Source organism: Candidatus Methylopumilus turicensis (assembly GCF_000953015.1).
GTDB classification, from domain to species: Bacteria; Pseudomonadota; Gammaproteobacteria; order Burkholderiales; family Methylophilaceae; genus Methylopumilus_A; species Methylopumilus_A turicensis.
This window is the reverse complement of record NZ_LN794158.1, coordinates 1306208-1329314: the sequence shown is the minus strand read 5'-3', so window position 1 is coordinate 1329314 and position 23107 is coordinate 1306208. Positions and strand designations below refer to the sequence as shown.

General features: G+C 43.2%; 25 protein-coding genes. 8 read left to right on the top strand and 17 right to left on the bottom strand.

What is annotated here, in order from left to right; genetic code table 11:
* Positions 1 to 85 precede the first annotated feature (85 nt).
* The 3 genes from BN1209_RS06625 to BN1209_RS06615 form a co-directional block, all read right to left on the bottom strand.
* Entirely contained in the window at positions 86 to 934 is an 849-nt protein-coding gene (locus tag BN1209_RS06625; RefSeq protein ID WP_045751475.1) for a sulfite exporter TauE/SafE family protein, read from the bottom strand.
* A gap of 82 nt (positions 935 to 1016) precedes the next feature.
* The gene (locus tag BN1209_RS06620; protein ID WP_045751474.1) at positions 1017 to 1721 is read right to left on the bottom strand and encodes an MBL fold metallo-hydrolase; all 705 of its coding nucleotides are present in this window, start codon (positions 1719 to 1721) and stop codon (positions 1017 to 1019) included.
* A gap of 39 nt (positions 1722 to 1760) precedes the next feature.
* Positions 1761 to 2111, bottom strand: coding sequence for an ArsR/SmtB family transcription factor (locus BN1209_RS06615; RefSeq protein ID WP_045751473.1), 351 nt, complete (start codon positions 2109 to 2111; stop codon positions 1761 to 1763).
* A gap of 126 nt (positions 2112 to 2237) precedes the next feature.
* On the opposite strand from BN1209_RS06615, the gene BN1209_RS09040 reads away from it, so the two are divergent.
* Positions 2238 to 2690, top strand: coding sequence for a YeeE/YedE family protein (locus BN1209_RS09040; RefSeq protein WP_082048420.1), 453 nt, complete (start codon positions 2238 to 2240; stop codon positions 2688 to 2690).
* A 2-nt stretch (positions 2691 to 2692) separates the two neighbouring features.
* On the top strand, positions 2693 to 3112 hold the full coding sequence (locus BN1209_RS06610; protein WP_045751472.1) for a YeeE/YedE family protein: 420 nt from the start codon (positions 2693 to 2695) through the stop codon (positions 3110 to 3112).
* A gap of 53 nt (positions 3113 to 3165) precedes the next feature.
* Here BN1209_RS06610 and BN1209_RS06605 read toward each other — a convergent pair whose 3' ends face one another.
* From BN1209_RS06605 to BN1209_RS06595, 3 genes are read right to left on the bottom strand one after another with little or no spacing between them, the layout of a single operon-like run.
* Complete coding sequence (locus BN1209_RS06605; RefSeq protein ID WP_045751471.1) at positions 3166 to 4167, bottom strand: sulfate ABC transporter substrate-binding protein; 1002 nt, start codon at positions 4165 to 4167, stop codon at positions 3166 to 3168.
* A 29-nt stretch (positions 4168 to 4196) separates the two neighbouring features.
* The gene (locus BN1209_RS06600; RefSeq protein ID WP_052661120.1) at positions 4197 to 5834 is read right to left on the bottom strand and encodes an OprO/OprP family phosphate-selective porin; all 1638 of its coding nucleotides are present in this window, start codon (positions 5832 to 5834) and stop codon (positions 4197 to 4199) included.
* Positions 5835 to 5891: 57 nt separating this feature from the next.
* Positions 5892 to 6110, bottom strand: a complete 219-nt coding sequence (locus BN1209_RS06595) for a YezD family protein (RefSeq protein ID WP_045751470.1) — start codon at positions 6108 to 6110, stop codon at positions 5892 to 5894.
* A gap of 296 nt (positions 6111 to 6406) precedes the next feature.
* Between BN1209_RS06595 and BN1209_RS06590 the strand changes: the two genes are divergently transcribed.
* The 6 genes from BN1209_RS06590 to gloA all read left to right on the top strand — a co-directional run bounded on the left by BN1209_RS06590 (position 6407) and on the right by gloA (position 10826).
* Positions 6407 to 7717: a M16 family metallopeptidase gene (locus tag BN1209_RS06590; RefSeq protein ID WP_082048419.1), complete on the top strand. Its 1311-nt coding sequence runs from the start codon at positions 6407 to 6409 to the stop codon at positions 7715 to 7717.
* Positions 7707 to 9020, top strand: coding sequence for a M16 family metallopeptidase (locus tag BN1209_RS06585; RefSeq protein ID WP_045751469.1), 1314 nt, complete (start codon positions 7707 to 7709; stop codon positions 9018 to 9020). The genes BN1209_RS06590 and BN1209_RS06585 overlap by 11 nt, the downstream gene beginning before the upstream one ends.
* Before the next feature lies 1 nt (position 9021).
* On the top strand, positions 9022 to 9573 hold the full coding sequence (gene rsmD, locus BN1209_RS06580) for a 16S rRNA (guanine(966)-N(2))-methyltransferase RsmD (protein WP_144402557.1): 552 nt from the start codon (positions 9022 to 9024) through the stop codon (positions 9571 to 9573).
* 69 nt (positions 9574 to 9642) lie between these two features.
* A complete protein-coding gene (gene coaD / locus BN1209_RS06575; protein WP_045751467.1) occupies positions 9643 to 10131 on the top strand; it encodes a pantetheine-phosphate adenylyltransferase in 489 nt (162 codons plus the stop codon).
* A 22-nt stretch (positions 10132 to 10153) separates the two neighbouring features.
* Positions 10154 to 10405 (top strand): YfhL family 4Fe-4S dicluster ferredoxin, encoded by a 252-nt coding sequence (locus tag BN1209_RS06570; protein WP_045751466.1) that lies wholly within the window; start codon positions 10154 to 10156, stop codon positions 10403 to 10405.
* A gap of 25 nt (positions 10406 to 10430) precedes the next feature.
* The gene (gene gloA, locus BN1209_RS06565; protein WP_045751465.1) at positions 10431 to 10826 is read left to right on the top strand and encodes a lactoylglutathione lyase; all 396 of its coding nucleotides are present in this window, start codon (positions 10431 to 10433) and stop codon (positions 10824 to 10826) included.
* Between the two features lie 125 nt (positions 10827 to 10951).
* Here gloA and dnaJ read toward each other — a convergent pair whose 3' ends face one another.
* The 11 genes from dnaJ to BN1209_RS06510 form a co-directional block, all read right to left on the bottom strand.
* On the bottom strand, positions 10952 to 12076 hold the full coding sequence (gene dnaJ, locus BN1209_RS06560; protein WP_045751464.1) for a molecular chaperone DnaJ: 1125 nt from the start codon (positions 12074 to 12076) through the stop codon (positions 10952 to 10954).
* Positions 12077 to 12179: 103 nt separating this feature from the next.
* Positions 12180 to 14105: a molecular chaperone DnaK gene (gene dnaK, locus BN1209_RS06555; RefSeq protein ID WP_045751463.1), complete on the bottom strand. Its 1926-nt coding sequence runs from the start codon at positions 14103 to 14105 to the stop codon at positions 12180 to 12182.
* 96 nt (positions 14106 to 14201) lie between these two features.
* Positions 14202 to 14729 carry a nucleotide exchange factor GrpE gene (grpE, locus tag BN1209_RS06550; RefSeq protein ID WP_045751462.1) on the bottom strand — a complete coding sequence of 176 codons (528 nt, stop codon included), beginning with the start codon at positions 14727 to 14729 and terminating at the stop codon, positions 14202 to 14204.
* Positions 14730 to 14839: 110 nt separating this feature from the next.
* Entirely contained in the window at positions 14840 to 15685 is an 846-nt protein-coding gene (locus BN1209_RS06545) for a lysophospholipid acyltransferase family protein (RefSeq protein ID WP_045751461.1), read from the bottom strand.
* Entirely contained in the window at positions 15685 to 16656 is a 972-nt protein-coding gene (gene waaC, locus BN1209_RS06540) for a lipopolysaccharide heptosyltransferase I (RefSeq protein WP_045751460.1), read from the bottom strand. The genes BN1209_RS06545 and waaC overlap by 1 nt, the downstream gene beginning before the upstream one ends.
* Before the next feature lie 39 nt (positions 16657 to 16695).
* A complete protein-coding gene (locus BN1209_RS06535; RefSeq protein ID WP_171816510.1) occupies positions 16696 to 17709 on the bottom strand; it encodes a glycosyltransferase family 9 protein in 1014 nt (337 codons plus the stop codon).
* A gap of 162 nt (positions 17710 to 17871) precedes the next feature.
* Positions 17872 to 18618 carry a glycosyltransferase family 2 protein gene (locus BN1209_RS06530; RefSeq protein ID WP_045751458.1) on the bottom strand — a complete coding sequence of 249 codons (747 nt, stop codon included), beginning with the start codon at positions 18616 to 18618 and terminating at the stop codon, positions 17872 to 17874.
* 11 nt (positions 18619 to 18629) lie between these two features.
* The gene (gene galE, locus BN1209_RS06525; RefSeq protein WP_045752035.1) at positions 18630 to 19613 is read right to left on the bottom strand and encodes a UDP-glucose 4-epimerase GalE; all 984 of its coding nucleotides are present in this window, start codon (positions 19611 to 19613) and stop codon (positions 18630 to 18632) included.
* Between the two features lie 4 nt (positions 19614 to 19617).
* Positions 19618 to 20838, bottom strand: coding sequence for an O-antigen ligase family protein (locus BN1209_RS06520; RefSeq protein WP_045751457.1), 1221 nt, complete (start codon positions 20836 to 20838; stop codon positions 19618 to 19620).
* A gap of 12 nt (positions 20839 to 20850) precedes the next feature.
* Complete coding sequence (locus BN1209_RS06515) at positions 20851 to 21621, bottom strand: glycosyltransferase family 25 protein (protein WP_045751456.1); 771 nt, start codon at positions 21619 to 21621, stop codon at positions 20851 to 20853.
* Between the two features lie 627 nt (positions 21622 to 22248).
* The gene (locus BN1209_RS06510; RefSeq protein ID WP_045751455.1) at positions 22249 to 23106 is read right to left on the bottom strand and encodes a glycosyltransferase; all 858 of its coding nucleotides are present in this window, start codon (positions 23104 to 23106) and stop codon (positions 22249 to 22251) included.
* Position 23107 lies beyond the last annotated feature (1 nt).

Below are 23107 nucleotides of genomic sequence, written 5' to 3'. Positions count from 1 at the left end.
GATATTCTTATTTGTTATATAAAAATATCAGCAGATTGATTGGTGTCAAGTGCTTTTGGAGGTTGATCTTGCCAAGGGGGGCTGCTTAGTTACCAAATAACATATTGAGTAACATCAGTAAGCCAATGAATAAGGACAATAATGAAAACATAAGCATACGGATAAGATTTGGGATTTTGTCATGAAGCCATCTGCCTAAAAACATGCCGCTGAGCATCGAAATTGTAAAAGGCAGCGCGATCGACCATAAGATAGTTCCATTGCCCGCGTAGCTTATAGTGCTGGCGATCGAGACCAAAGCAATGACCGCAAGAGAGGTCGCAGTGATTATCTTCGTTTCTAAGTTTGAAATTCGTTGCAGTGTCGGCACAATAATGAAGCCACCTCCCACGCCGAGCAATCCCGACAAGAACCCGGAAAGTCCACCAGTAGATATTAGGCTGACAGTGCAATGAGCGGTCCAAAATAGTTTAGATGTGGCTGGATGCAATGCACAGGCAGGCTCTATTTTTTTAACGAGATTTTTCCCATTGATGGTCTCAGTGCGATTCGTTATCAAAAGGGGAGAGACGTTCATGTTTTTGAATGATCGCCATGCAACAACGAATAGAACTGCAGAAAATAGCATTGCCAGCGTTTGTTCACTGAGATGGTGCGCAACATATACACCAATAGGCGCGCACAGTATCCCAAATGTCGCCAAGATCCCTGCTGCTTTGTATCGGACTATGCCGGCTCTGAGGCCTATTAATGCAGCAATGCCTGCTGAGATTGAAATGGCGATCAGTGAAATGGGGGCGGCTTCTATCATTTTGATATCTAAAAAAAGAACCAAAAGGGGCAAGGAGAGAATTGCACCACCAGCGCCAGTCAGCGCTAATACCAAGCCAATAAATAGTCCCAGCAATATCGTAATAAGGATAGGGTCAATCATTGTTGATCTAACATGGAATTGTTTGGGAGTGCCTCTGAGTTCAATGCTAAGTCCTTGTCTATTTTGTTGGGTATCGAAGGGCTTAGGCAGCCTGTGGCGACGCTACTTTTCCGCATGCCTGATTGGCAGGCACTGCGACGTCGATATATTTGGGGTAGGCTAACTTAAGCTCGCTCATCAAATTAATGAAGGCTTCGCGACTTCGGTTATTTCCCAGGCGCTTATTATTTTTACGCTCTTCCCCCACGGTTGATTGGGTGTTGCCGTTGTAATCATGCCCAGGATAAATAATGACATCGTCATTCAAGCTAAAAATCTTGGCATGAATGCTGTCATAGAGCTTTCCAGCATCGCCACTTTGGAAATCCGTGCGGCCACACCCGCCAATCAACAATGAGTCTCCTGTAAATATGCGGTCTCCTGCAAAGAAGCTAATGCAGCCATTGGTATGGCCAGGCGTGTATCGGACCTCTAAATCAAGGCTGCCAACTATGAGATGAACGCCATCAGTCACCAATAAGTCACCGCACATTGCGCCAGCATCACGATGTACAACGCTTTTACTGCCTAGTTTTTGTCTCAGAATGTCTGCAGCTGTCACATGGTCTGCATGCACATGCGTTTCGAGTGTGTAAACTAACTTCAAATCTTGTGCATCTAGTTTTTTTAGGTACTTAGGCACTTCAGATTCAACTGTATCAATCAGCACCGCTTGCTTGGTTTTTTCACAAGCCAGTAAATAGGTAAACGTGCAGGTTTCCGTCTCAAAGAATTGTTTAAAAATCATCTTGCTCTCCGATCGATTTTATTTTTAGCGTTGGGCGACTTATTGCGTAGCTTGAAGAGAAAAAATAAGCGCTTCATTTGCTGCCGCCTCTTGGCTCATTTGGCTTGCAATTTGTCCGCAAACTAAATTACATAAATCATAAATGCGTTGGTCTGCGATGGTGTAATACGCTTTTGTGCCGCGGGCTTCGCGCTTAATGAGCCTTGAGGCGGTGAGTAAAGTCAGATGTTTCGATACATTCGCCTGTGTGCCGCCTGAGATTTCAACAAGCGCGGTTACGTTCTTTTCACCATCTCTTAAGCCATTTAAAATCTTGAGCCGCATAGGCTCTGCCAAGGCTTGAAAGTATTTGGCAAGTTGAATAAAAGCTTGGTCATCTAACTGCATCATTAAAATATCTTTGGATAAAAGTATTAATCTATAATACATGAGTATATAGTTATATATAAATATATTTAATACACACACATCACTGCTTAATTTAAACTGTCACTAAAAAGTACTTGGGAGTTCACGATGTCCGTTACCATTGATTGGGTCAATTTCACACCCAGCAACGCCTTTTTTGGGGGGCTGCTGATAGGGTTGGGCGCTAGTTTGTTAGTAGTTTTTAGGGGCAAGATTGCTGGTATCAGCGGAATTCTTGGCGGGTTAATTGATATGGATAGTACTGCTAATAGCCATCGCCTTTGGAGAGGGCTTTTCCTGATTGGCCTGCTTGTCTCAAGTTTTGTTTATCAACTATTTGCGCCTTTGCCTGAATCAAGCATATCCGCCTCTTTAAGCACCTTAATCGTCGCTGGTCTCTTGGTAGGCTTTGGCACGCGGATGGGATCGGGTTGCACTAGCGGGCATGGCATATGCGGATTAAGCCGTCTATCACTTAGATCTTTAATTGCGACAATCAGCTTTATGTTTTCGGGCTTTGTCGTTTGCTACTTATTTCTCCATGTTTTAAGGATGAGTTAAACATGAAAAATATCATGACATTACTATCTGGAATAGTTTTCGGGCTCGGTTTAATTATCTCCGGTATGACCAACCCAGCTAAAGTAATTGGATTCCTGGATATTACAGGCGCATGGGATCCAAGCTTGATGTTTGTGATGATTGGCGGAATAGCTGTTGCCTTTGTTGGATTTAAGTTCGTACAAGATAAAACCCAAGCTATGTTTGATGAACCTATTCATTTGCCAGGCACAACGCACATCTCCAAAGAGCTTGTGATTGGCAGTCTATTGTTTGGTGCTGGCTGGGCATTGGCTGGTTTTTGCCCGGGCCCTGCATTGGTGACCATGGGGGCAGGCTACAAAGAAGCGTTTATTTTTGTGATAGCAATGATAGTCGGTATGACTATTCACGATCATCTTTTCAAGGCCTGCAGAAAATAAAAAAAGGTGGCTTGATTATTATTCAAGCCACCTGTTGTTTCCTGATTTCTTAATTACTTCTGGTAGATTTCATCAAAAGTACCGCCATCTGAAAAGTGCGTTTTTTGCGCCTTTTGCCAGCCGCCAAATACTTCATCAATCTTCACTAAATTCACTTTTGGGAATGATTTTTCGTATTTTTTAGCCACAGACTCTAAGGTTGGGCGGTAGTAGTTTTGTGCTGCGATTTCTTGGCCTTCATCAGAGTACAAGTACTCTAAATATGCGGTTGCTACGGCACGGGTTTTACGTTTATCGACCACTTTATCCACCACAGTCACGGTTGGCTCAGCCAAGATTGATAGTGAAGGCACTACAATCTCAAACTTGTCTGGACCTAACTCTTTTTGTGCCAAGAATGCTTCGTTTTCCCAAGCGAGCAATACATCGCCAATTCCGCGTTCTACAAACGTCGTAGTAGAGCCGCGCGCGCCAGTATCTAGTACAGGTACATTCTTAAAGAGCTTCGCAACGAACTCTTTTGCTTTCGCTTCATCGTTGTTGTTGTTTTTTAGTGCGTATGCCCAAGCAGCGAGGTAGTTCCAACGAGCGCCGCCTGATGTTTTTGGGTTAGGGGTAATCACAGAAACGCCTGGCTTAATCACATCATTCCAATCCTTAATTTTCTTAGGGTTGCCTTTGCGTACTAAGAAAACAATAGTTGAAGTGTATGGCGCGCTGTTATGACCTAAACGCTTTTGCCAATCTTTGGGAATGAGTTTGCCTTTTTCGTAAAGTTGGTCAACGTCGTAAGCAAGTGCAAGTGTTGCCACGTCGGCATCCAAGCCATCAATAATCGCGCGGGCTTGTTTGCCTGAGCCGCCATGTGATGCCTTAACTGTTACGTTGTCGCCAGTTTTTGCTTTCCAATAGCTAGCAAAAGCTTTGTTGTAATCTTGATAAAGCTCACGTGTTGGATCGTAAGAAACGTTTAGTAACGTGATATCAGCTGCTTGCGCAATTGGTGCGAGCACCAATGCAGTTAGCAGGCTAATGTGAAGTAATGATTTTTTCATGATTTTTCCTTTAGCTTGTTTGAGTTAAATTAAAAGGTGACTTGGAATCGGGCTAAGACTGCTTTTTCATCTGGGCGGTCTGCGACAATTCGAGTTCCGGTTGCTACATCAGCACCTGTGCCTGTTGCAGTGTTTCCTGAAATTGAACCACCATCAAAAGAGGTTTGGGCATAATTGACAGCGATTTTTGCATTTTGATTCAGATACCAGTTTGTGCCGATGGTCCAAGTCTTAGCGGCTTTTGCACTGAGGGTGCCGTCAGCGTAGGCGCCATTTAAAGCCACGTTTGCAGGTGCAGTTCCACCTGTACCATAGTTTTCTCCGGCTACATTACCAGCACCATTTTTAAACGTATTGCTATCAAGATTAATTTCGCTGTAACGCGCCACTAGCTCCCATGCGCCCCAGCCGCCTTTGTCCAAATCGAAATCATTCTTAGGTTTGACACCTTTGAATGAAGCATCTTCGCCTGTAATCAGGTAAGTCACGCCAATATTAAATGCATCGTGCTCTAGTTGCTTTTTAGTACCAGCTAGAATTGGAAGTTCAGCATTGGTTGTCGTTCCGGCACCGCGGTCTGTTAATGAAACGTCTTGATAAACACGCGCATATTCTGTGATTAAGCCAAATGGACCATTGTAGTAATAAGCCTGAGGCGAAACTCTAAGACGTTTGCCATCTGCGACAACGTTATTGCCATATCTGAAGAAAGTATTTTGGCCCTCAGTCACGTAGCTTGGTAAGCCATTACGTGTTGCATCAGCAGCTGTGGTATCTGTCCAGTTCAGGTTTTGCTCGCCCTTGAAGTCGGTATAAGTGCCACCAAGTCCAAAGCCTAAGCCAGATAGCGCTGAAATATCATCTTTGAACGGCGTTGCGAATAAGCGAGCAGTATATTCACGTTCTCCATTATAAGATGCGCCGGTTGTGATGTTACCGCCATCTGCCACGCCGTTAACGATACCAAAAGCGTAATCAAGTTTCTTATCGAACAGTGAGCCATATACCGCCACACCTAAGTCACGGTTAGGCAGAATTGCATTAGTCACATAACTGCGCTCGAGGAACTTAATATCACCGCCACCTTGCAAACGCTCCAGGCCAACAAAGCTTTTGAACTTACCAGCCTTAAGATTAAAGGCTGGGTTTAAGTTTGCATCTACATAAGCATCGACTACTGATGCACTCCCACCGCCAAATTCAGGCGTAAAACGGAAGCCGTACTTATCGTTAATTTTGCCTTCAATAGTAGGGCGAACGCGACGAAGCAAAGATGAACTATCAGCATCATTAAAGCCATCGTCTGCAATATTTCCCGCACGGTTTCTTGATCTTGATCGAACGTCATTAGCCCCATCGATAAATTCACGATGATCTGCCTGAATAAGGCCTCTGAATTTAATTTCGTTTTTGCCATCAGCTGAAGCAAAAGAGAAGCCACCACTGCCGGCTTTTACAACAGGCGTTTCTTTTTTCTTGGCGGCAGCTGCTTCTTCAGCAAGTTCGCTTTTGCGGTCTAGTACTTTGATTTTTTGATCTAGCTCTTGCACCAATTGGCGCAGTTTTTCTAGTTCATCGCTATCATTAGCTAAGGCTTGGCCTGACAATGTAAGGCCGACGAATAGGGGTGCAATGAGCACCGGGATTAGTTTTTTCTTAATGTGCATGTTAACTCCAGGGTTATCTAAATGTTTTTTTTGCTTGGGTAACGTTCAGACGTCTGATCAGTTACTATCTTGTAGAATTTTTGCCGCTGATTTTTCAGTGGGCGTTATTGGGTTGTTTGTTGAATCAGTGAATCTCACTTTTTCGCGCTTTTCGATTTGTGTCACACGGCCCTCATGGACGGTAATTTCAACCGAGCCAAAACGCAGCGAGTTAATCGCTGACAAAAGCGCTTGTACTAAGCTACTGTTTTGTTTGTTTGCTGTTTCAGTGCTCATTTGATTCACCTTTTCATCTTGCCTTGCTGCGAATGACGAGCACTTTATCAACGTTATTTAATAATTAAAAATACTTATTATTTATAAATAAATAACCAAATAGAATATAAGGGGCGTGTGACGAACTTAATAAGATGATGGCTGGTCTGAAAAACGAGCATCTATGTGCAACGCAATTAATGAGGCGATGCCAGCTATAATGTAATGCTGTTGAGGAGAGTTAAAACGTGCGAATTTTTAAACTAAGAAACCTATCATTGAGCCTGTTGCTGGGCTTGTCTTTCTCGCCTTTGGCCATGTCGGCGGAGGTTCAAGAGTTTAAGTTAGATAATGGTCTAAAGATTGTGGTGCAAGAGGACCATCGAGCACCAGTGGTTGTGTCTCAAGTGTGGTATCGCGCTGGGGCTTTAGACGAAGTGAATGGCAAAACTGGGGTAGCACATGTGCTAGAGCACATGATGTTTAAGGGCACTAAAGCGGTGCCTGCAGGAAAATTTTCACGTTTAATTGCTGCGGCCGGCGGTAAGGAAAATGCGTTTACTGCCCAAGACCAAACGACTTACTTTCAGCAACTAGAAAAATCTAATTTGCCGCTTTCAATGAAACTTGAAGCCGATCGTATGGCAAACTTAAATTTAACGGATGAAGAGTTTGCGAAAGAAATTAAAGTAGTGATGGAAGAGCGTCGCTGGCGCACTGAGGATAAACCTCAATCCAAAGTGACTGAACAATTTAATTCAACTATTTATCATGTACATCCCTATGGTCGTCCTGTTGTGGGCTGGATGAACGACCTCGAGAATATGACGGCGGATGATGCGCGCGAATGGTACAAAACTTGGTATGCGCCAAACAACGCCACCTTGGTGGTGGTGGGTGATGTGAACGCACAAGAGGTGCTCAAGCTAGCAAAGCAATATTTTGGTCCGCTTAAACCGCATGCACTCCCAGCGCGAAAGCCACAAGTGGAGCCTGAACAAAAGGGTGAGCGTCGCGTAGTAGTGAAAGCACAAGCAAAGCTGCCATACGTATTGATGGGTTTTCATGTGCCATCACTCCAAGATGCGGATAAAGACGTTGAGCCTTATGCGCTGGAGATATTAGCTGGGGTACTTAATGGCAACGCATCTGCACGCTTAAATCAAAATCTCGTCCGCCAAAGCCAAATTGCAGTAGACGTGGATGCGGCCTATGACATGGTGCAACGTGGTCGTCAGTCAATCTTTGTGCTGGATGCTACGCCTTCAGAAGGCAAGTCAGTCGCGGAGCTAGAAGCCGCGATTTTGAATGAAATTGAAAAGATCAAAACAGGCGGTGTCACGGAAGAAGAGTTGCAGCGCGTCAAAGCGCAAGTGATTGCGGCGGATGTTTATCAACGCGATTCGATGTTCTACCAAGCCATGCAAATTGGTAATTTAGAAACGGCTGGATTCTCTTGGCGTATCCTGAAGGGCTACCCTGCAAAACTTCAAGCAGTGACTGCTGAGCAAGTGCAAGCGGTGGCAAAGAAGTACTTCAACAAAGACAATTTAACGGTCGCGACGCTAGACCCTCAACCTATCGACCCTAATGACAACACCCCGAAAGGAAAGCCACATGTTCACTAAATCGCTTATTCGTGGCTTAGGCTTTACGCTAATTGGCCTATTGGCTTCTCTGCAAGCACAGGCAGGCTTAAAAATACAGCAATGGCAAACAAGTCGTGGTGCAGAAGTCTATTTTGTCGAAAATCATGATTTGCCGATTATCGACATTAGTACGAACTTTTATGCAGGAAGTGCGCGTGATGATGCATCTAAACTTGGTGTTGCTGGTATTACTCGTCATTTAATGACGTTGGGCGCAGCTGGCTTAACCGATGAAAAAATCTCTAAACAGTTTGCTGATATTGGCGCGCAATTAGGCGGCGGCATTGATGATGATAAGTCCAGTGTAAAGCTTCGTACTTTAAGCAGTGCCCTTGAGCGAGACAAAGCCTTGGACTTGTATACCAAGATTTTGCAAAAACCTGACTTTCCTGAAGATGTATTAGCGCGTGAAAAAGCGCGTGTGATTGCAGGGCTGAAAGAGGCAGCAACGCAACCAGAGACCATCGCGGATAAAGCTTTTAGCAAAGCTTTATTTGGTGCGCATCCTTACGGTTTCAATTCAGAGCCTGAGCAGATCGATCAAATAAAACGTGATGATGTGCAAAAGTTTTACCGCACTTACTACGGTGCTCAAGGTGCGGTAATTGCTTTAATTGGTGATATCAGTCGTGAGCAAGCCGCACAAATTGCGGAAAAAATCTCATTGGACCTGCCTCAGGCTGAGAAGCCAAAGCCATTAGCCTCTGTGATTTATCCTAACTCCGCCAATGAGCAGCGTATCGCCCACCCTGCAACGCAAGCCCACATCTTGCTTGGTTACCCAGGCATAAAGCGTGGTGATGCCGACTTTTTCCCACTGTATGTTGGTAATTATGTGTTGGGTGGTGGCGGCTTTGTTTCACGCTTAACCGAAGAAGTACGTGAGAAGCGTGGTTTGGTGTATAGCGTCTACAGCTACTTCATGCCGATGGCGGAATTAGGTCAGTTTCAAGTTGGCCTGCAAACCAAGCGTGAGCAAGCCGATGCGGCACTGGCTTTGGTACGTGAAACCTTAGATAAATTCATCAAAGATGGTGTGACAGATGCAGAATTAAAAGCCGCGAAACAAAATCTTGTCGGCGGCTTCCCAATGCGCATTGACAGCAATGGTAAGATTTTGGATTACCTTGCGTTGATTGGTTTTTATCATTTGCCGATGACCTATCTAGATGACTTTAATGAAAATCTAAATAAGGTTACAAAGGCGCAAATTAAAGACGCATTTAGTCGGCGCATTCATCCTGAAAAAATGGTCACGGTAGTGGTGGGTGGCGACTCATAAATTGAGCAGAAAAGCAAATAACACGGTTCGAATTAATGCAGGGGATTGGCGCAGTCGTCTGCTCAAGTTCCCTGATGTAGATGGCTTACGCCCAACACCTGACAGAGTGCGCCAGACTGTTTTTAATTGGCTGGGGCAAACGCTTCATGGGTTAAGCTGTTTGGACTTGTTTGCGGGCACGGGGGTGATGGGCTTTGAGGCTTTGTCGCGTGGTGCCACGCAAGTGGTCTTGATAGAGAAGTCACGCGCTGCTTATCAAGCCTTAGTGGACAATAAAACGACGTTAAAAGCGACCAATGCCCAAGTGCTTAACGTCGATGCCTTGCAATTCCTCAAGCAAAATCAGCAAAAATTCGACGTGATTTTTGCAGATCCCCCATACCATCAAGGCTTGTTAGATCAAGTATTGCCGCTTATCAAAACAGCGTTATCAGAAGATGGTTTGGTGTATGTTGAAGCTGAGTTTGCGCTAACTGATAACGCCGACTGGCAAGTCTATAAGTCAGGCAAGGCCGGCAATGTTTTCTATCATTTATTAAAAACCGCCACTTAGTAAAACCTCCAGAGCCTGTTAGAATTGGGCTATTGACCTCACACCACTGGTCGCAATTCGGTTGATGCTATGCAAAACAATCTAAAAGTCGTTTATCCAGGTACGTTTGACCCTATCACGATGGGGCACGAAGATATTGTGCGCCGTGCTGCAAGCTTGTTCTCTGAAGTGACTGTGGCGGTCGCGAGCAACCCAGGTAAAAAGCCATTTTTTGATTTGAATGAGCGCGTTGAAATGGCGAGCCATGTGCTTAAAGATTGCCCTAACGTTAAGGTGATTGGTTTTTCAGGCTTACTGATGCAGTTTGTACAAGACCAAGGCGCCCGTGTGGTGATTCGTGGCCTGCGAGCGGCTTCAGATTTTGAATATGAATTTCAATTGGCAGGTATGAACCGCAAGCTTTATCCGCAAGTGGAGTCTGTGTTTTTAACCCCATCCGAACAATTCATGTTTATTTCTTCAAGCTTAGTACGCGAAGTGGCCATGCTGGGCGGAGATGTCACACAATTCGTTTCACCGCATATCCAAGCATGTATTAATACCAAGTTGAAAAAGTAATAGAAAGTTAACAGGTTTACGTATGGCGTTAATGATTACCGATGAATGCATCAATTGCGATGTGTGTGAACCAGAATGCCCGAATGGTGCGATTTATCAAGGCGAGTCTATCTATGAGATCGACCCCAACTTATGTACTGAGTGTGTCGGGCATTACGATAAGCCGCAATGCCAAAAAGTTTGCCCAATAGACTGCATTCCGCTTAACCCTGATGTGGTTGAAACTCAAGCGCAGTTGCAAGAAAAATATCAACGCCTAATGGCGACTAAGTAATTTTTTATATTGAAAGGAAGTCATGATGCGCATGCTACATACCATGTTACGTGTGGGTAATTTAGAAAAATCCATTCAGTTTTATACTGAAATTTTAGGCATGAAAGTGCTGCGTCAGCATGATTTCCCAGATGGAAAATTCACATTAGCATTTGTTGGCTATGGCGATGAAAAAGACCATACCGTATTAGAACTCACTTACAACTATGGTGTAGAAAGTTACGATATGGGCAAGGCCTATGGACATGTGGCGATTGAAGTGGATGATGCCTATGCGACCTGTGAACAAGTCAAAAAAGCCGGCGGTAAAGTGGTGCGTGAAGCTGGACCGATGATGCACGGCACGACTGTGATTGCTTTTGTAGAAGACCCTGATGGCTATAAAGTGGAGTTCATTCAAAAAGGGACATATGGCGTGTGAATAATCCGCTTTAGCGGATATATTCCACGGACAAGACCCCTGCGGTCTTTCAGCTTCAACTTCTGAAATTTATAGTTAATAAAAAAGCCTGCTGATGCAGGCTTTTTTATTAACACTACTTTTAATTATTCAAAGAAGTCTTTCACTTTATCTAACCAACCTTTAGCACGCGGGCTGTGCTTTTCTGAATCTTGTTGATTGATCGCCTCTAACTCGCGCAATAATTCGCGTTGTTTTTCGTTGAGTTTGACTGGCGTTTCAACCACAACATGCACCATTAAATCGCCATTTTGATTGCTTCGAAGTGGCTTGATTCCCTTGCCACGTAGTCTAAATGTCGCCCCTGTTTGAGTTTCTGCAGGAATTTTCATTTTTGCATGACCATCGAGCGTCGGGATTTCAATCTCACCGCCAAGCGCCGCAGTCGTGAAGCTAATCGGCATTTCACAATGTAAATCGCCACCTTCACGTTGGAAGATTTCGTGTTGTTTTAGGTGCACAACCACATACAAGTCACCCGTCGGGCCGCCATTGACGCCAGCTTCACCTTCGCCTGTTAAGCGAATACGATCTCCTTCATCCACGCCTGATGGAATTTTCACCGATAAGGTTTTGTGCTCTTTAACACGTCCATCACCATGGCAGCTTGGGCATGGGTCTTTGACCATGCGACCGCTACCATGACATTTTGGACAGGTTTGTTGCACGGAGAAAAAGCCTTGTTGCATACGCACTTGGCCGTGACCTTGGCAGGTGGTACATGTGACTGGCGATGTGCCTGCTTTAGCGCCTGTGCCATTACAAGGTGAACATTTAGACATGACTGGAATACGGATTTTGGTCTCTGTGCCGCGCGCAGCATCTTCGAGTGAGATTTCCATGTTGTAACGCAAGTCGGCACCGCGATAAACATTAGAGCGACGACCACCACCTCCGCCACCACCAAAGATGTCGCCAAAAATGTCACCGAAAGCATCGCCAAAATTACCAAAGCCAGCACCGCCAGGACCAGGGCCTGCGCTAGGATCGACGCCTGCATGGCCATATTGGTCATAAGCACCACGCTTTTGGTCGTCAGAGAGCATTTCATAAGCTTCTTTGGCTTCTTTGAATTGCTCCTCCGCTTTTGGATTGTCTGGATTGCGGTCAGGGTGATACTTCATCGCAAGTTTGCGATAAGCTTTTTTAATTTCTTCTGCTGAAGCATCTCGGTTGACACCAAGTACTTCGTAATAATCACGTTTTGCCATTATTCTGTCGCTTATAAGGTTGGGCTAAAAATGCATGTAAAAATGCAAGAAAGCACACCCACGCTTTTGACGAGGATGTGCTTATCTTTACCAATAAAAAAGATTATTTTTTATCAGACTTTACTTCTTCAAACTCAGCATCGACCACTTCAGCATCAACTGTTTTTTCGCCTTGTGGTTGCGCTTCAGCACCGCCAGCTTGCTGAGCTTGTTGCTCAGCGTAAACTTTTTCGCCTAGCTTTTGTGATGCTTCCATTAATGCATTCGTTTTAGCTTCAATCGTTTCTTTGTCACCCTCTTTTAGCACATCTTCAACATCTTGAACTGCCGCTTCAATTTTCGCTTTTTCGTCAGCATCCAATTTGTCGCCGTGCTCTGTTAACGATTTTTTCACACTGTGAATCATGCCGTCTGCTGCGTTACGCGCATCAACCAACTCACGCAATGCTTTGTCTTCATCGGCATGCGCTGCTGCATCTTCTTCCATGCGTTTGATTTCTTCTTCAGACAAGCCTGAGTTTGCCTTAATCGTGATTTTGTTCTCTTTGCCAGTGGCTTTATCTTTTGCAGATACATGCAAGATACCGTTAGCATCAATATCAAAAGTCACTTCAATTTGTGGCATGCCACGCGGTGCTGGAGGAATGTCGCTCAAGTTAAATTGACCCAAGCTCTTATTGCCAGATGCCATTTCACGTTCACCTTGCAACACTTGAATGGTCACAGCGTTTTGGTTGTCTTCAGCTGTTGAGAACACTTGTGATGCCTTAGTTGGAATCGTTGTGTTCTTTTTGATGAGTTTAGTCATCACGCCGCCCATGGTCTCAATACCGAGTGACAATGGCGATACGTCTAACAACAACACGTCTTTTACATCGCCTTGCAATACGCCGCCTTGAATTGCTGCGCCAACAGCCACCGCTTCATCAGGGTTGACGTCTTTACGTGCTTCTTTACCGAAAATCTCTTTTACTTTTTCTTGCACTTTGGGCATACGGCTTTGACCGCCCACCAAAATTACATCGCCGATTTCATCGATGCTTACGCCAGCGTCTTTTAGGGCTGTGCGACAAGGTGCAATCGTGCGTTCAATCAAATCTTCAACCAAAGATTCAAATTTAGTACGGGTAATTTTCACGACCAAATGTTTAGGGCCAGAAGCATCTGCAGTGATGTAAGGCAAGTTCACTTCAGTTTGTTGTGCTGAAGAGAGTTCAATCTTCGCTTTTTCAGCCGCTTCTTTTAGACGTTGCTTAGCAAGCAAGTCATTACGCAAATCAAGGCCGTTCTCTTTCTTGAACTCATCAGCCAAGAAGTCAATCATGCGATTATCAAAGTCTTCACCGCCCAAGAACGTGTCGCCATTGGTTGAAAGTACTTCAAATTGGTGCTCGCCATCGATGCTTGAAATCTCAATGATAGACACGTCAAATGTACCGCCACCCAAGTCATACACTGCAATCTTGCGATCACCTTCTTGTTTGTCTAGGCCAAATGCTAATGCCGCTGCAGTTGGTTCGTTGATGATACGTTTAACATCTAGGCCAGCGATACGGCCGGCATCTTTTGTTGCTTGACGTTGGCTGTCGTTGAAGTACGCAGGCACGGTAATTACTGCCTCTGTCACTTCTTCGCCTAAGTAGTCTTCCGCAGTTTTCTTCATTTTGCGTAAAACTTCAGCAGAAATTTGCGGTGGTGCCATTTTTTGCCCACGCACTTCTACCCATGCATCACCATTGTCGGCTTTTGCGATTGAGTAAGGCATTAGATTGATGTCTTTTTGAACTTCTTTTTCGTCAAAACGGCGACCGATTAAACGCTTAACCGCGAACAATGTGTTCTTAGGGTTGGTCACTGCTTGGCGCTTAGCTGGCGCGCCAGTTAAAATTTCGCCATCATCTTGGTAAGCGATGATAGATGGTGTAGTGCGCCCGCCTTCAGCGTTTTCAATCACGCGTGGCTTGCCACCTTCCATGACGGCCACGCAAGAGTTGGTGGTGCCTAAGTCAATACCGATAATTTTACCCATGAGATATTCCTCTTTAAATAATTAGTTAATTCAAAATTTCTATGTACTGTTAATGGGGCTAAGTTTTGATCTTTCAAGACCCCATTTTGAAAAGTTCTATTCTTTTGCTTTGACGACCATCACTAAAGCAGGGCGCAGAACGCGTTCATTCAATGTGTAGCCTTTTTGCAAAACGCTATGCACGGTATTTGGTTCACCTTCGGCTTCAATGGCGCTAATTGCTTGATGTTTGTTTGGATCAAACTTTTCACCAACCGGGTTTACTTCAGCGATATTGAATTTTTCGAATACGCTAAATAGCTGTTTTGAAGTTAATTCAACACCGTCTTTGTAGCTTTCAAGCGTGGCATTCGCCACACCAAGCGCAGCATCTAAGCTGTCTTTAACTGCTAACAATTCACCAGAGAATTTTTCAAGCGCATATTTGCGCGCTTTGTCGATGTCGTCAGTCGCGCGGCGGCGGATATTTTCGCCTTCGGCTTTGGCATACAGCACAGCAGCTTGTTGCTCCACTAATTGCGCTTCTAGCTCCGCAATGCGCGCTTCAGGCGTTTTTTCTGTTTCAACAGAAGCTTCGGTTGTATTTTCAGCTTCAGGAGTTTGGTTTTGGTCTTCTTGCGACATAAAAATCCCTTATTTTTAGTGATTTGTTTTTACGATAAGTTGCTAAATGGGGATGATGTGGATGATTACAAGAGCAAAAATTAAATTTTGCTGATAATTTTTAAGCGAGATTAGTTTCGAACTTTATAACGGTCATAAATCCACATGTACTGCGAAGGGCACTGCGCTATGGTGTTCTCAATTGCTTGATTGAGTAATTCAGGTGTGTTGATGCCACCTTCAGGAATCGGCTTAATATGAATGTGGTAGCCACGTCCATTTGGCAATCGCTCACCAAAGGCCATGAGCACTTGCGCACCAGATTTTTGTGCAAGTTTCGATGCGAGTGTCATGGTGTAAGCTGGGCGTCCAAAAAATGGCGCCCATTCGCCTTCCCCTTCATATGGCGCTTGATCGGGCAAAATCCCAATCGCCTCACCACGTTTTAAGGCTTGAAGTAATAGCTTCACGCCTTGCGCATTAGCTGGTGCCAGGCTCACTTTGCCGCGTTGACGCCCTTGATTAATAAGCGGCATCAGCCAACTTTGTCTGGGGGGGCGGAATAATACGGTGATCGGGTGAAATTGCCCGTAGTAAAGTGAAGTAATTTCAAAGCATCCCAAGTGAGGCGTTAGAAATATAATGCCTTTGCCTTTACTTAAGCCTGATTCAACGTGCTCCCAGCCAGTGCAGCCTTGATACCATGGTGATAGTCTGGAGTAATCTTTAAACCAAATAGCAAAGGTTTCTAAGAAGGCTTTGCCTGTTTCACTAATGTTGCGGTGTAATGTTTTTTTGAGGCTGACGCTATCTTTTGTTAACTGGCTTAGCTTTAGGTTTGTGTTGATTAAGTGAGCGTATTTTTGGTAACTTAAATAGCTTAACCAGCCCAGTGCAGAGCCTAATAAGTGCACAACCCATAATGGCAGCTTTGCGAGCAGTTTTAGCATGTATGCCAATATTTGGTGATTCAACATTAGAACGTTCCTAGCCTATCAAATGCACTAAACACTTCGCTAGGTTCAGGCATGCGACCTTTTCCACCTAAATTAATCGCAAGTGCATTTTGGCCACCATAAGCACCATTCAAATCAGGATGTGTGTCTGTATAAATGGCAATTGTTGGAACGTCCATTGCCACTGCAAGATGGACTAGGCCCGTGTCTACACCCACAGCTGCTTGTGCGCCCGCGGTAATATGGGCAAGCGTTGTGATACTGGACTTCGGCAACACAACGGCTTGTGGCACATGTGTGGCAATAATGTTGGCGCGACTTTTTTCAGTATCACTCGCCCATGGCAAGCAGAGGGTGATGCCTTTTTTGGCCAATAAAAGACCTAAAGAAACCCAATGGCCCATCGGCCATAGTTTTGAATCACGACTGGTCGCATGAAAAGCCATGACGTACTTTTCAGGCAATTGCATATCAATTTTTTTAACCAGTTCGTTTCTTGGCAGTCCAAAGTTTGGCGCGCTTGTCGGCACTCTAAAATTGAGTGCTAATGCAGTTAACTGGCGATTACGCTCAACAGCATGTTGTGTTCGCGAGATAGCGAAGCGGTGGTGATATAAAAAACCAGCTAGTCTCTCGCGCGCAGTGCTCGGACTTTGGCCATAGCGTTTTCCATTAGCCAGACAGCCAATTAACGCGCTTTTTAGAAGCGATTGAGTATCAATAATGAAGTCGTAGTGCGTGCTTTTTAAGGCGAGCTTAAACGCTTTAATTTCCAGCCAAGTTTTTTTGCTAAATACATGTTTGCGCCAGCGGCGAATAGCGACTGGGATGACCCTGTTAATCTGAGGATTAAGCCTCAGCATATCTGTAAAGCCCTCCTCAACCACCCAATCAATCTGAGCGCTAGGAAACTCTGCATGGATGTCAGCGATGATGGGGAGGTTGTGAATCACATCACCCATGGATGAGGTTTTGACGATGAGGATACGCAAGGAATGTAATTTTCTGTGAAGATGCGTCTATTTTAACGCTTAAGAAGCCTTAAGAGGATAGCGTTCTTTAAGTCGCTCGAAAACTTGCTGGGCTGAGATCGAGTTCATGCAAGGGGAGGCGCTTTGGCAGGTTACAAATTGTGAGCTTTCAGCTAGGCAAGTGCATGGGCTACTCATGGCTAACTCATGATCTTTGTAAATCGGAGCTGCGTGGCGCACTGAATCTGCTGTGCCAAATAGCCCAATTACCTTAACCCCCAGGCCTGCAGCAAAATGTAGTGGCCCTGTGTCACCAGAAATTACAAGTTTTGCTTGGTCTAGCACAGATAAGTACATTGCCAAATCATTCACTGGGGGTAATTCAAAAGCATCTGGCAATGCTTTCTTTAGTTCTGCAATAAGATTTCGCTCGCGCTCGTTAGGCCCCGCTGAAAAAGCGATTTTGTAGCCAGCCTTAGTCGCTAATTGATAAAACTCAACCCAGCGCGCAATCGGCCATTCTTTTTTCTCTTGAGATGTACCTAAATGGCAGATGATCTGGTGATCTTGCAATAATTGCTTAGCTTGAGAGGCTAATAATGGATTGGCAACAATTAACATTTGAGGTGCTGTTGTTTCAGATGTGCCCATCAAGAGCCTCAACATTTTTAAATGTCGTTTAACCCAAGAAGTAGGAAGTAAGCTGGTTTGTATGGTTCGGGTGTAAGCTAGCTTTTGTAATAAAGTAAGTTGGTGCTCTATGGCTGAAACTCTAGATTTTGCACCCACCAAAAGGCTTAAAATACTTCCTCTGTCATTGCCAACAAAGTCGACCGAAAGGTCAAATTTTTCTTTACGTAGTGCTTGCACAAAAGGCAGTGACTCTGAGAGCTTAGCTTTGCCTCTCTTACGTGGGAAAGCCCAAGTTTTTGTGATGAATGGTAGATGCTCAAATATGGGAGCAACTTCTTTAGCCACTAAAACATGAATTTCTGCTTCAGGGTGTTGGTAATGAAGCGCCTGAAGAGCGGGTGTAATGAAAACGGCATCACCAAGGTATTTAAACTGGATCACTAGAATTTTTTGGATTTTTCTGCTGGGCTTGAATGACTTAAGCATAAATCGATGACTCTATCTTTGCGTTGTGTCTATTATGATATAGACCTCTGCTAACAAAATAAGAAAATTATAAAATAGGTGTTGTAACGAAAGAGATAGGATCTCGTCACATTGATTTTATTGTTGTGATAGCAAGTATAGCTTTAGATGTTTGTAATAAGATGATTCTGCGTTTGCGATTGCTAGGATTAAGCCAGCTTGACCATCTAAAAAACCTAGCTTGATAAAGTATGTTCGAAAAAAAGCCCAAAACCCGTGCGCAAGGGCCTTAGGAAGAGAACTGTTTTTACCATTTGCTAGCATGTCATTTGCAGAGCCTGAGGAGTAACGATTCATTTTTTCTAAAACTTCGTGACAGTTTTTGTAGCTATAGTGAATCATATGAGATTTAAGATGGCCGACTCTGAAAGAGGTAGAAAGATTTGCATGAATTTCATGGGTTGTAAATCTTGCGAATCCCCTCTTGAAAAGACGTCTTGTTCTATCAGGCCACCAGCCAGAGTGGTTCATGAATTTTGTGATAAAAAATGATTTTCTCGGAACGTCATAAACCTTGTGTTCTTCATGAGTTATGACGTTAAGTATTTCAGTTTTTAGTTCGGGAGTAATCCGTTCGTCAGCATCTATCGAATAAATCCAGTCGCCTTTAGAAGCATCTATTGCTTTATTCTGCTGTGGGCCATAACCTGGCCAGTCAGTTTCAAGTACCCTTGCTCCTAATTTTTTAGCAATATCTACGGTGTCGTCAGTGCTGCCAGAGTCAACTACTAATACTTCATCTGCGAAGGATGCGCTGATTACGCAGTCACTAATGTTGAGAGCTTCATTTTTTGTGCAAATGACTATGCTTAAGGTATTCTTCAAAATGGTCTTTCTTATATATAGCGCTTAATTTTAGTTTCCCAATTCAATGCATGCTCAATGATTGTTTCTATTTGTTCAAATTTTGGAGTCCAGCCAAGCTTTTCTCTGATCAAAGCTGAGTCAGCAATTAATTGCGTAGGATCGCCATCACGTCGATTCGAAAACTTGAATTTTACTTTTTTCTGAGAAATTTTTTCCACAGCATTCACAACGTCCAAGCACGAGTATCCCTTGCCATTGCCTAAATTAAACTCCATTGATTCATTGCAAGATAGCAACTTTTTCAGTACCAGCAAATGTGCATCACACAGATCTGAGACATGCACATAATCACGTATGCATGTGCCATCTGGCGTTGGGTAATCATTCCCAAAAATATTTAGCTCAAATTCTCCAGACAAGGCTGCAAATATAGTGAGTGGAATTAAATGTGTTTCTGGGGTGTGTCTTTCGCCCAGTTCAGCCTCCGGATCTGCTCCTGCAGCGTTGAAGTAACGTAATATCCCGTATTGAAGCTTGAAGTTTTTGTTCAGTGTGCGTATGAACTCTTCAATAACCAGCTTTGTTTTTCCATAGGGGTTGATTGGGTTTTTTTCATGGGACTCCTTAATCATTTCGGATTGAGGGTGCCCATAAACCGCAGCCGTTGAAGAGAATATTAGTTTTTCTACGTTATGCAAGTGCATTGCATTAAGCAAATTTAATGTCCCGATTACATTGTTTTCGTAATACTTATTTGGGTCTGATACCGATTCAGCTACAGAAATGAGACCTGCAAAATGAATGACGACATCAATGTTTTGTGAGGCAAATAAATGATTTACGGCAACGCTATCCAACAGGTCAATTTCAATGAGGTTGTTTGCTATCAGTTCATGCTTGAAGCCATTCGATAGGTTGTCTACCGTAATAATTGAGAAGCCTTTCCGCTCTAAAAGCTTCACCATATGAGAACCTATATAGCCGCCTCCTCCAGTCACTAAAACAGTCTTCATGTTGTTATTGGTTTGATTTTTCTGAGACATGACCAGCAAGCATTACACCGAGCCAAATAAATATGAAGCGTCCCTCAGTGAATGTTGAAAAATGGGAGCTAAACATGCTGGTCCCACACCAGGCTAGGAGAACTCCCGATCCTAGTATTTTATGTTCTCGAGATGAAGGTTGTTGTAATGAGGCGGTTGCAAGCATATAAAGAAAAGACATTAGGCCGAGTAGGCCGAGCTCCGCAACTATTTTTAAAAATTGATTGTGAGGGTCGTGAAGAATGACCTTTTGCCACTCTGGGGCATTCTGCATTCTTTCTGAATAAGCTTTTTGAAAGCCTCCTAATCCCACTCCCATAAGAGGCTTTTCTTTAATCATTTCGATTGTATTACCCCAAAGCTTTACTCTTTGTCCCATTGACGTTGGTTCGGCAATTTTGTCTACATTCTGCATTTCATTGATTCCCCTTGAAACCCCTTCATGAACTCTTGGGGATATAAAGATAAGGGTTGGAATTAACAATGCAACAAGAATGATAATTGAATTTATTTTTTTGTATGTCATTGCATAACTAACTACAGAAACTATTGTAAGCGTCAGTAAAACAAGATAACCACTCCTGCCTGGCGTGATGAATGAAACATTAATTACTAGCGCCAAAATACCTAATACAAGTATGGTAATTTTTGGTTTTTCTAATTTAGTGGGGGCGATGACTAATTTTGTGAAAATTACAAATGCAGCGATTGAAAAAATCATGCCTTGAGTCGCATGATTTCGGACAAGAACACCAGCCTCCCATCCATGCACTGCGTGATTTGTTAGGAACATTATATAAGACGCGACACAAGCGGCGATGCTAAAAGACATAAAACCTTTGAGTGCCTTTTCCTTCCAGATAGCCTCTTGAAAAAGCACTAAAGATATAGGTAGCAGTATTATTTTACGCCAGCTCCATAGTGAGTTCAGCGCTTCCGTTAGAGGAGCAACACTCCATGTTGTAGAAATCGCAAGTGTCAGAATAAAAACTACAGAGCTCACAAATAGGGGCTGACTTTTACTATTCCAAATCGTTGTTCTAATTTCCTTGGAAGTTATGCAAAAAGCAAATAAAACCATTTCAAATAAATTGCTTAGTGCAGGTGAAAAAAGAATCGCTATTAATTCAAGAATAATTAAGTATCTTGTAATTACAAGGGGGCTTATTTTTTGTTTTTTGAAAAAATTAATCACAACGAGCCTAACTTACAAAATATTTAATTTAAATTTGATTATGGCAATCCATCGCCTAACTACTCTGCGGTGCTTATTCCATTTATATCTTAACATATTGAACAACCACGAGTGTTTTTGTCTATTTAAGTCTAGATGACTTTTAAACATACCCGTCACACTTCCTTGTTCAACTAAGGCAGGTCTCGCCCAAAAACTTTTTACTGCTGAAGTCTGGTCTATCAGTTTAATCAAATGGTCAGCTGGTAACGATATTTTGTTTTGCTCTAACCATTGAAGCCTTTTTTTACAGGCATCAATGTCTGTGATGTATCCCTCCGTTGTGGCGATGGGCCTCTCTAAAAGTAAATTGTCGACTGCTAGTTCTGCCATTGGAATTTTGACATCTGCACCACCTAAAAAAATCAAATATCCAGGATCTAACCTGCTAGCTTCCTCGATGACTAGTTTAAATTGTTGGTTGAAGGTTTTAGACAAAAGGGCATCATCTTCAAAGATTAGAATTTTTTTATAGTTACTTTTTAAGGCATCTTTCCATGCCTGAATGTGCTTTAAAACCAGAGAAATTTGAGCCATTGATAACTTGTTTGACTCAAAGGTTTTTAATGAATCTAAATCAATCTCAGGAATGTCATGTGAGAAAATAAATTCAAATTGAATATTGTGCTTTTTCATCTCTCTCTGAATATGCGCAATCCGTTCAGTAAAGGTTTTGACAGAAAGAACATATACCTTGTCTACAAGAGCGCCAGCGGAGACGTCTATTGCTTTGCGTTTAATCATTGCCTAAAGCCTTTTAAATTTTTTACTCAAATTGACTCTTAAAAAAACTGTAACAACATTACCAAATGTTGTTTTTTCTTCGTTTTCATCAAAACAGATACTCCCAATCAACTGATGGCCAAGAGCGATGCCATTTCATATATCAATCGAAACCGCTTACTCTCATTACATAAAATCTCAATAACTTTTATCCGCCGGGTTGTAATGGCTGGTATCAGAGCTCTTAAGTAGCTTCTCCATGAAAACACCTTTTGTGATTTATTGGTATTTTCTAGACTCTCTGATTTACCTAACTGAAGGTTCCTATCTTCTAAGAATAGAGTCTTATGAGAAGAGAATATCTTGAGAGGTGGAAAAGTGTTGGCATAAACTTTCCATTTGTCACACGAGTCACGATTTCTATATTAAAAGGCTCTTTTTAATCCATCCATAAAATAGCTTTGACCCTAAATCGTTTTGTTCTCCTCGAAAATAAATGCTTCTCTAGATATAAATCAACACTTGGTTCAGCCCTTCTTAATAACAGCTCTGAGCTCGATCGAAAATTGTTATGCAGTCTGCAGTCTACAGTTACAGTGTGGGACATATTTTTTTAACCAGGATATTAGAGTAGGTGGTTGAGCTATATCAGGTTGTGAAATGTTTTTTGTTGAGTTTTATGTTAAACCACTTTTCAATTCTCATTGCCCATCGGTGTTTCTTTTCACGCTTCGTTAACTCATGGTTTTTGTTTGGCGTGAAATTTTGCTCTGCCTCATTTTTTAGCCAGTTGTTTGCGATTGCTGGGTGCGTTCCATCAAATGGCTTTAATGATTGAGGGTCAATCTGATATCCATTAAATAATGGATGATCATGTTTCCAGTATTTGCCTACGCGTTCATTTTTTTGGCGCATCGCTTCTACACTTCTCACATGACCATAATGATAAATTGGCGCACCTACTAAAGCAGCTCTCGGATAGCGGCCTTTTCTGTTCTTGTCCATCACCACAAAATAGAGTCCATCTGGCGCCCAGCTTCTGATGGTGTTACGAATAATCCTGCACTCTTGTCTGTACCAAGCGGGGCTGATGGCAACCCAGTCTGGGCTACCAAAGAAGTGATGGTAGTCAAACGCAAGTGCTTCAACTTCTGGATTGTTTAGATGCTTTTCCATTGAAGCTTTGATTTTTTGCAAGTCATCTTCATGCAACACTTCATCGCCTTCAAGATAAAAAGCCCAGTCTCCAGTGCAATTGTATTGCGCAATCATTTTTTGCTGTGCATAAACAAAACCACGATCTTGCATTTTTTCATTCCACTGGGTCTGGATGATGCGAATTTTGTCTGAGCCGATGGCGCGAATGCGTTCGAGCGTGTCGTCCTCGCTATCGCCAACAGCCACAATAAATTCATCGCAGATTGGGAGGGCGGAAAGGATGCTTTCTATGAAGGGGTAACCAAGAAGCGTGCCGTTTCGTATAAAGGTAAAGCCGCTGATTTTCATT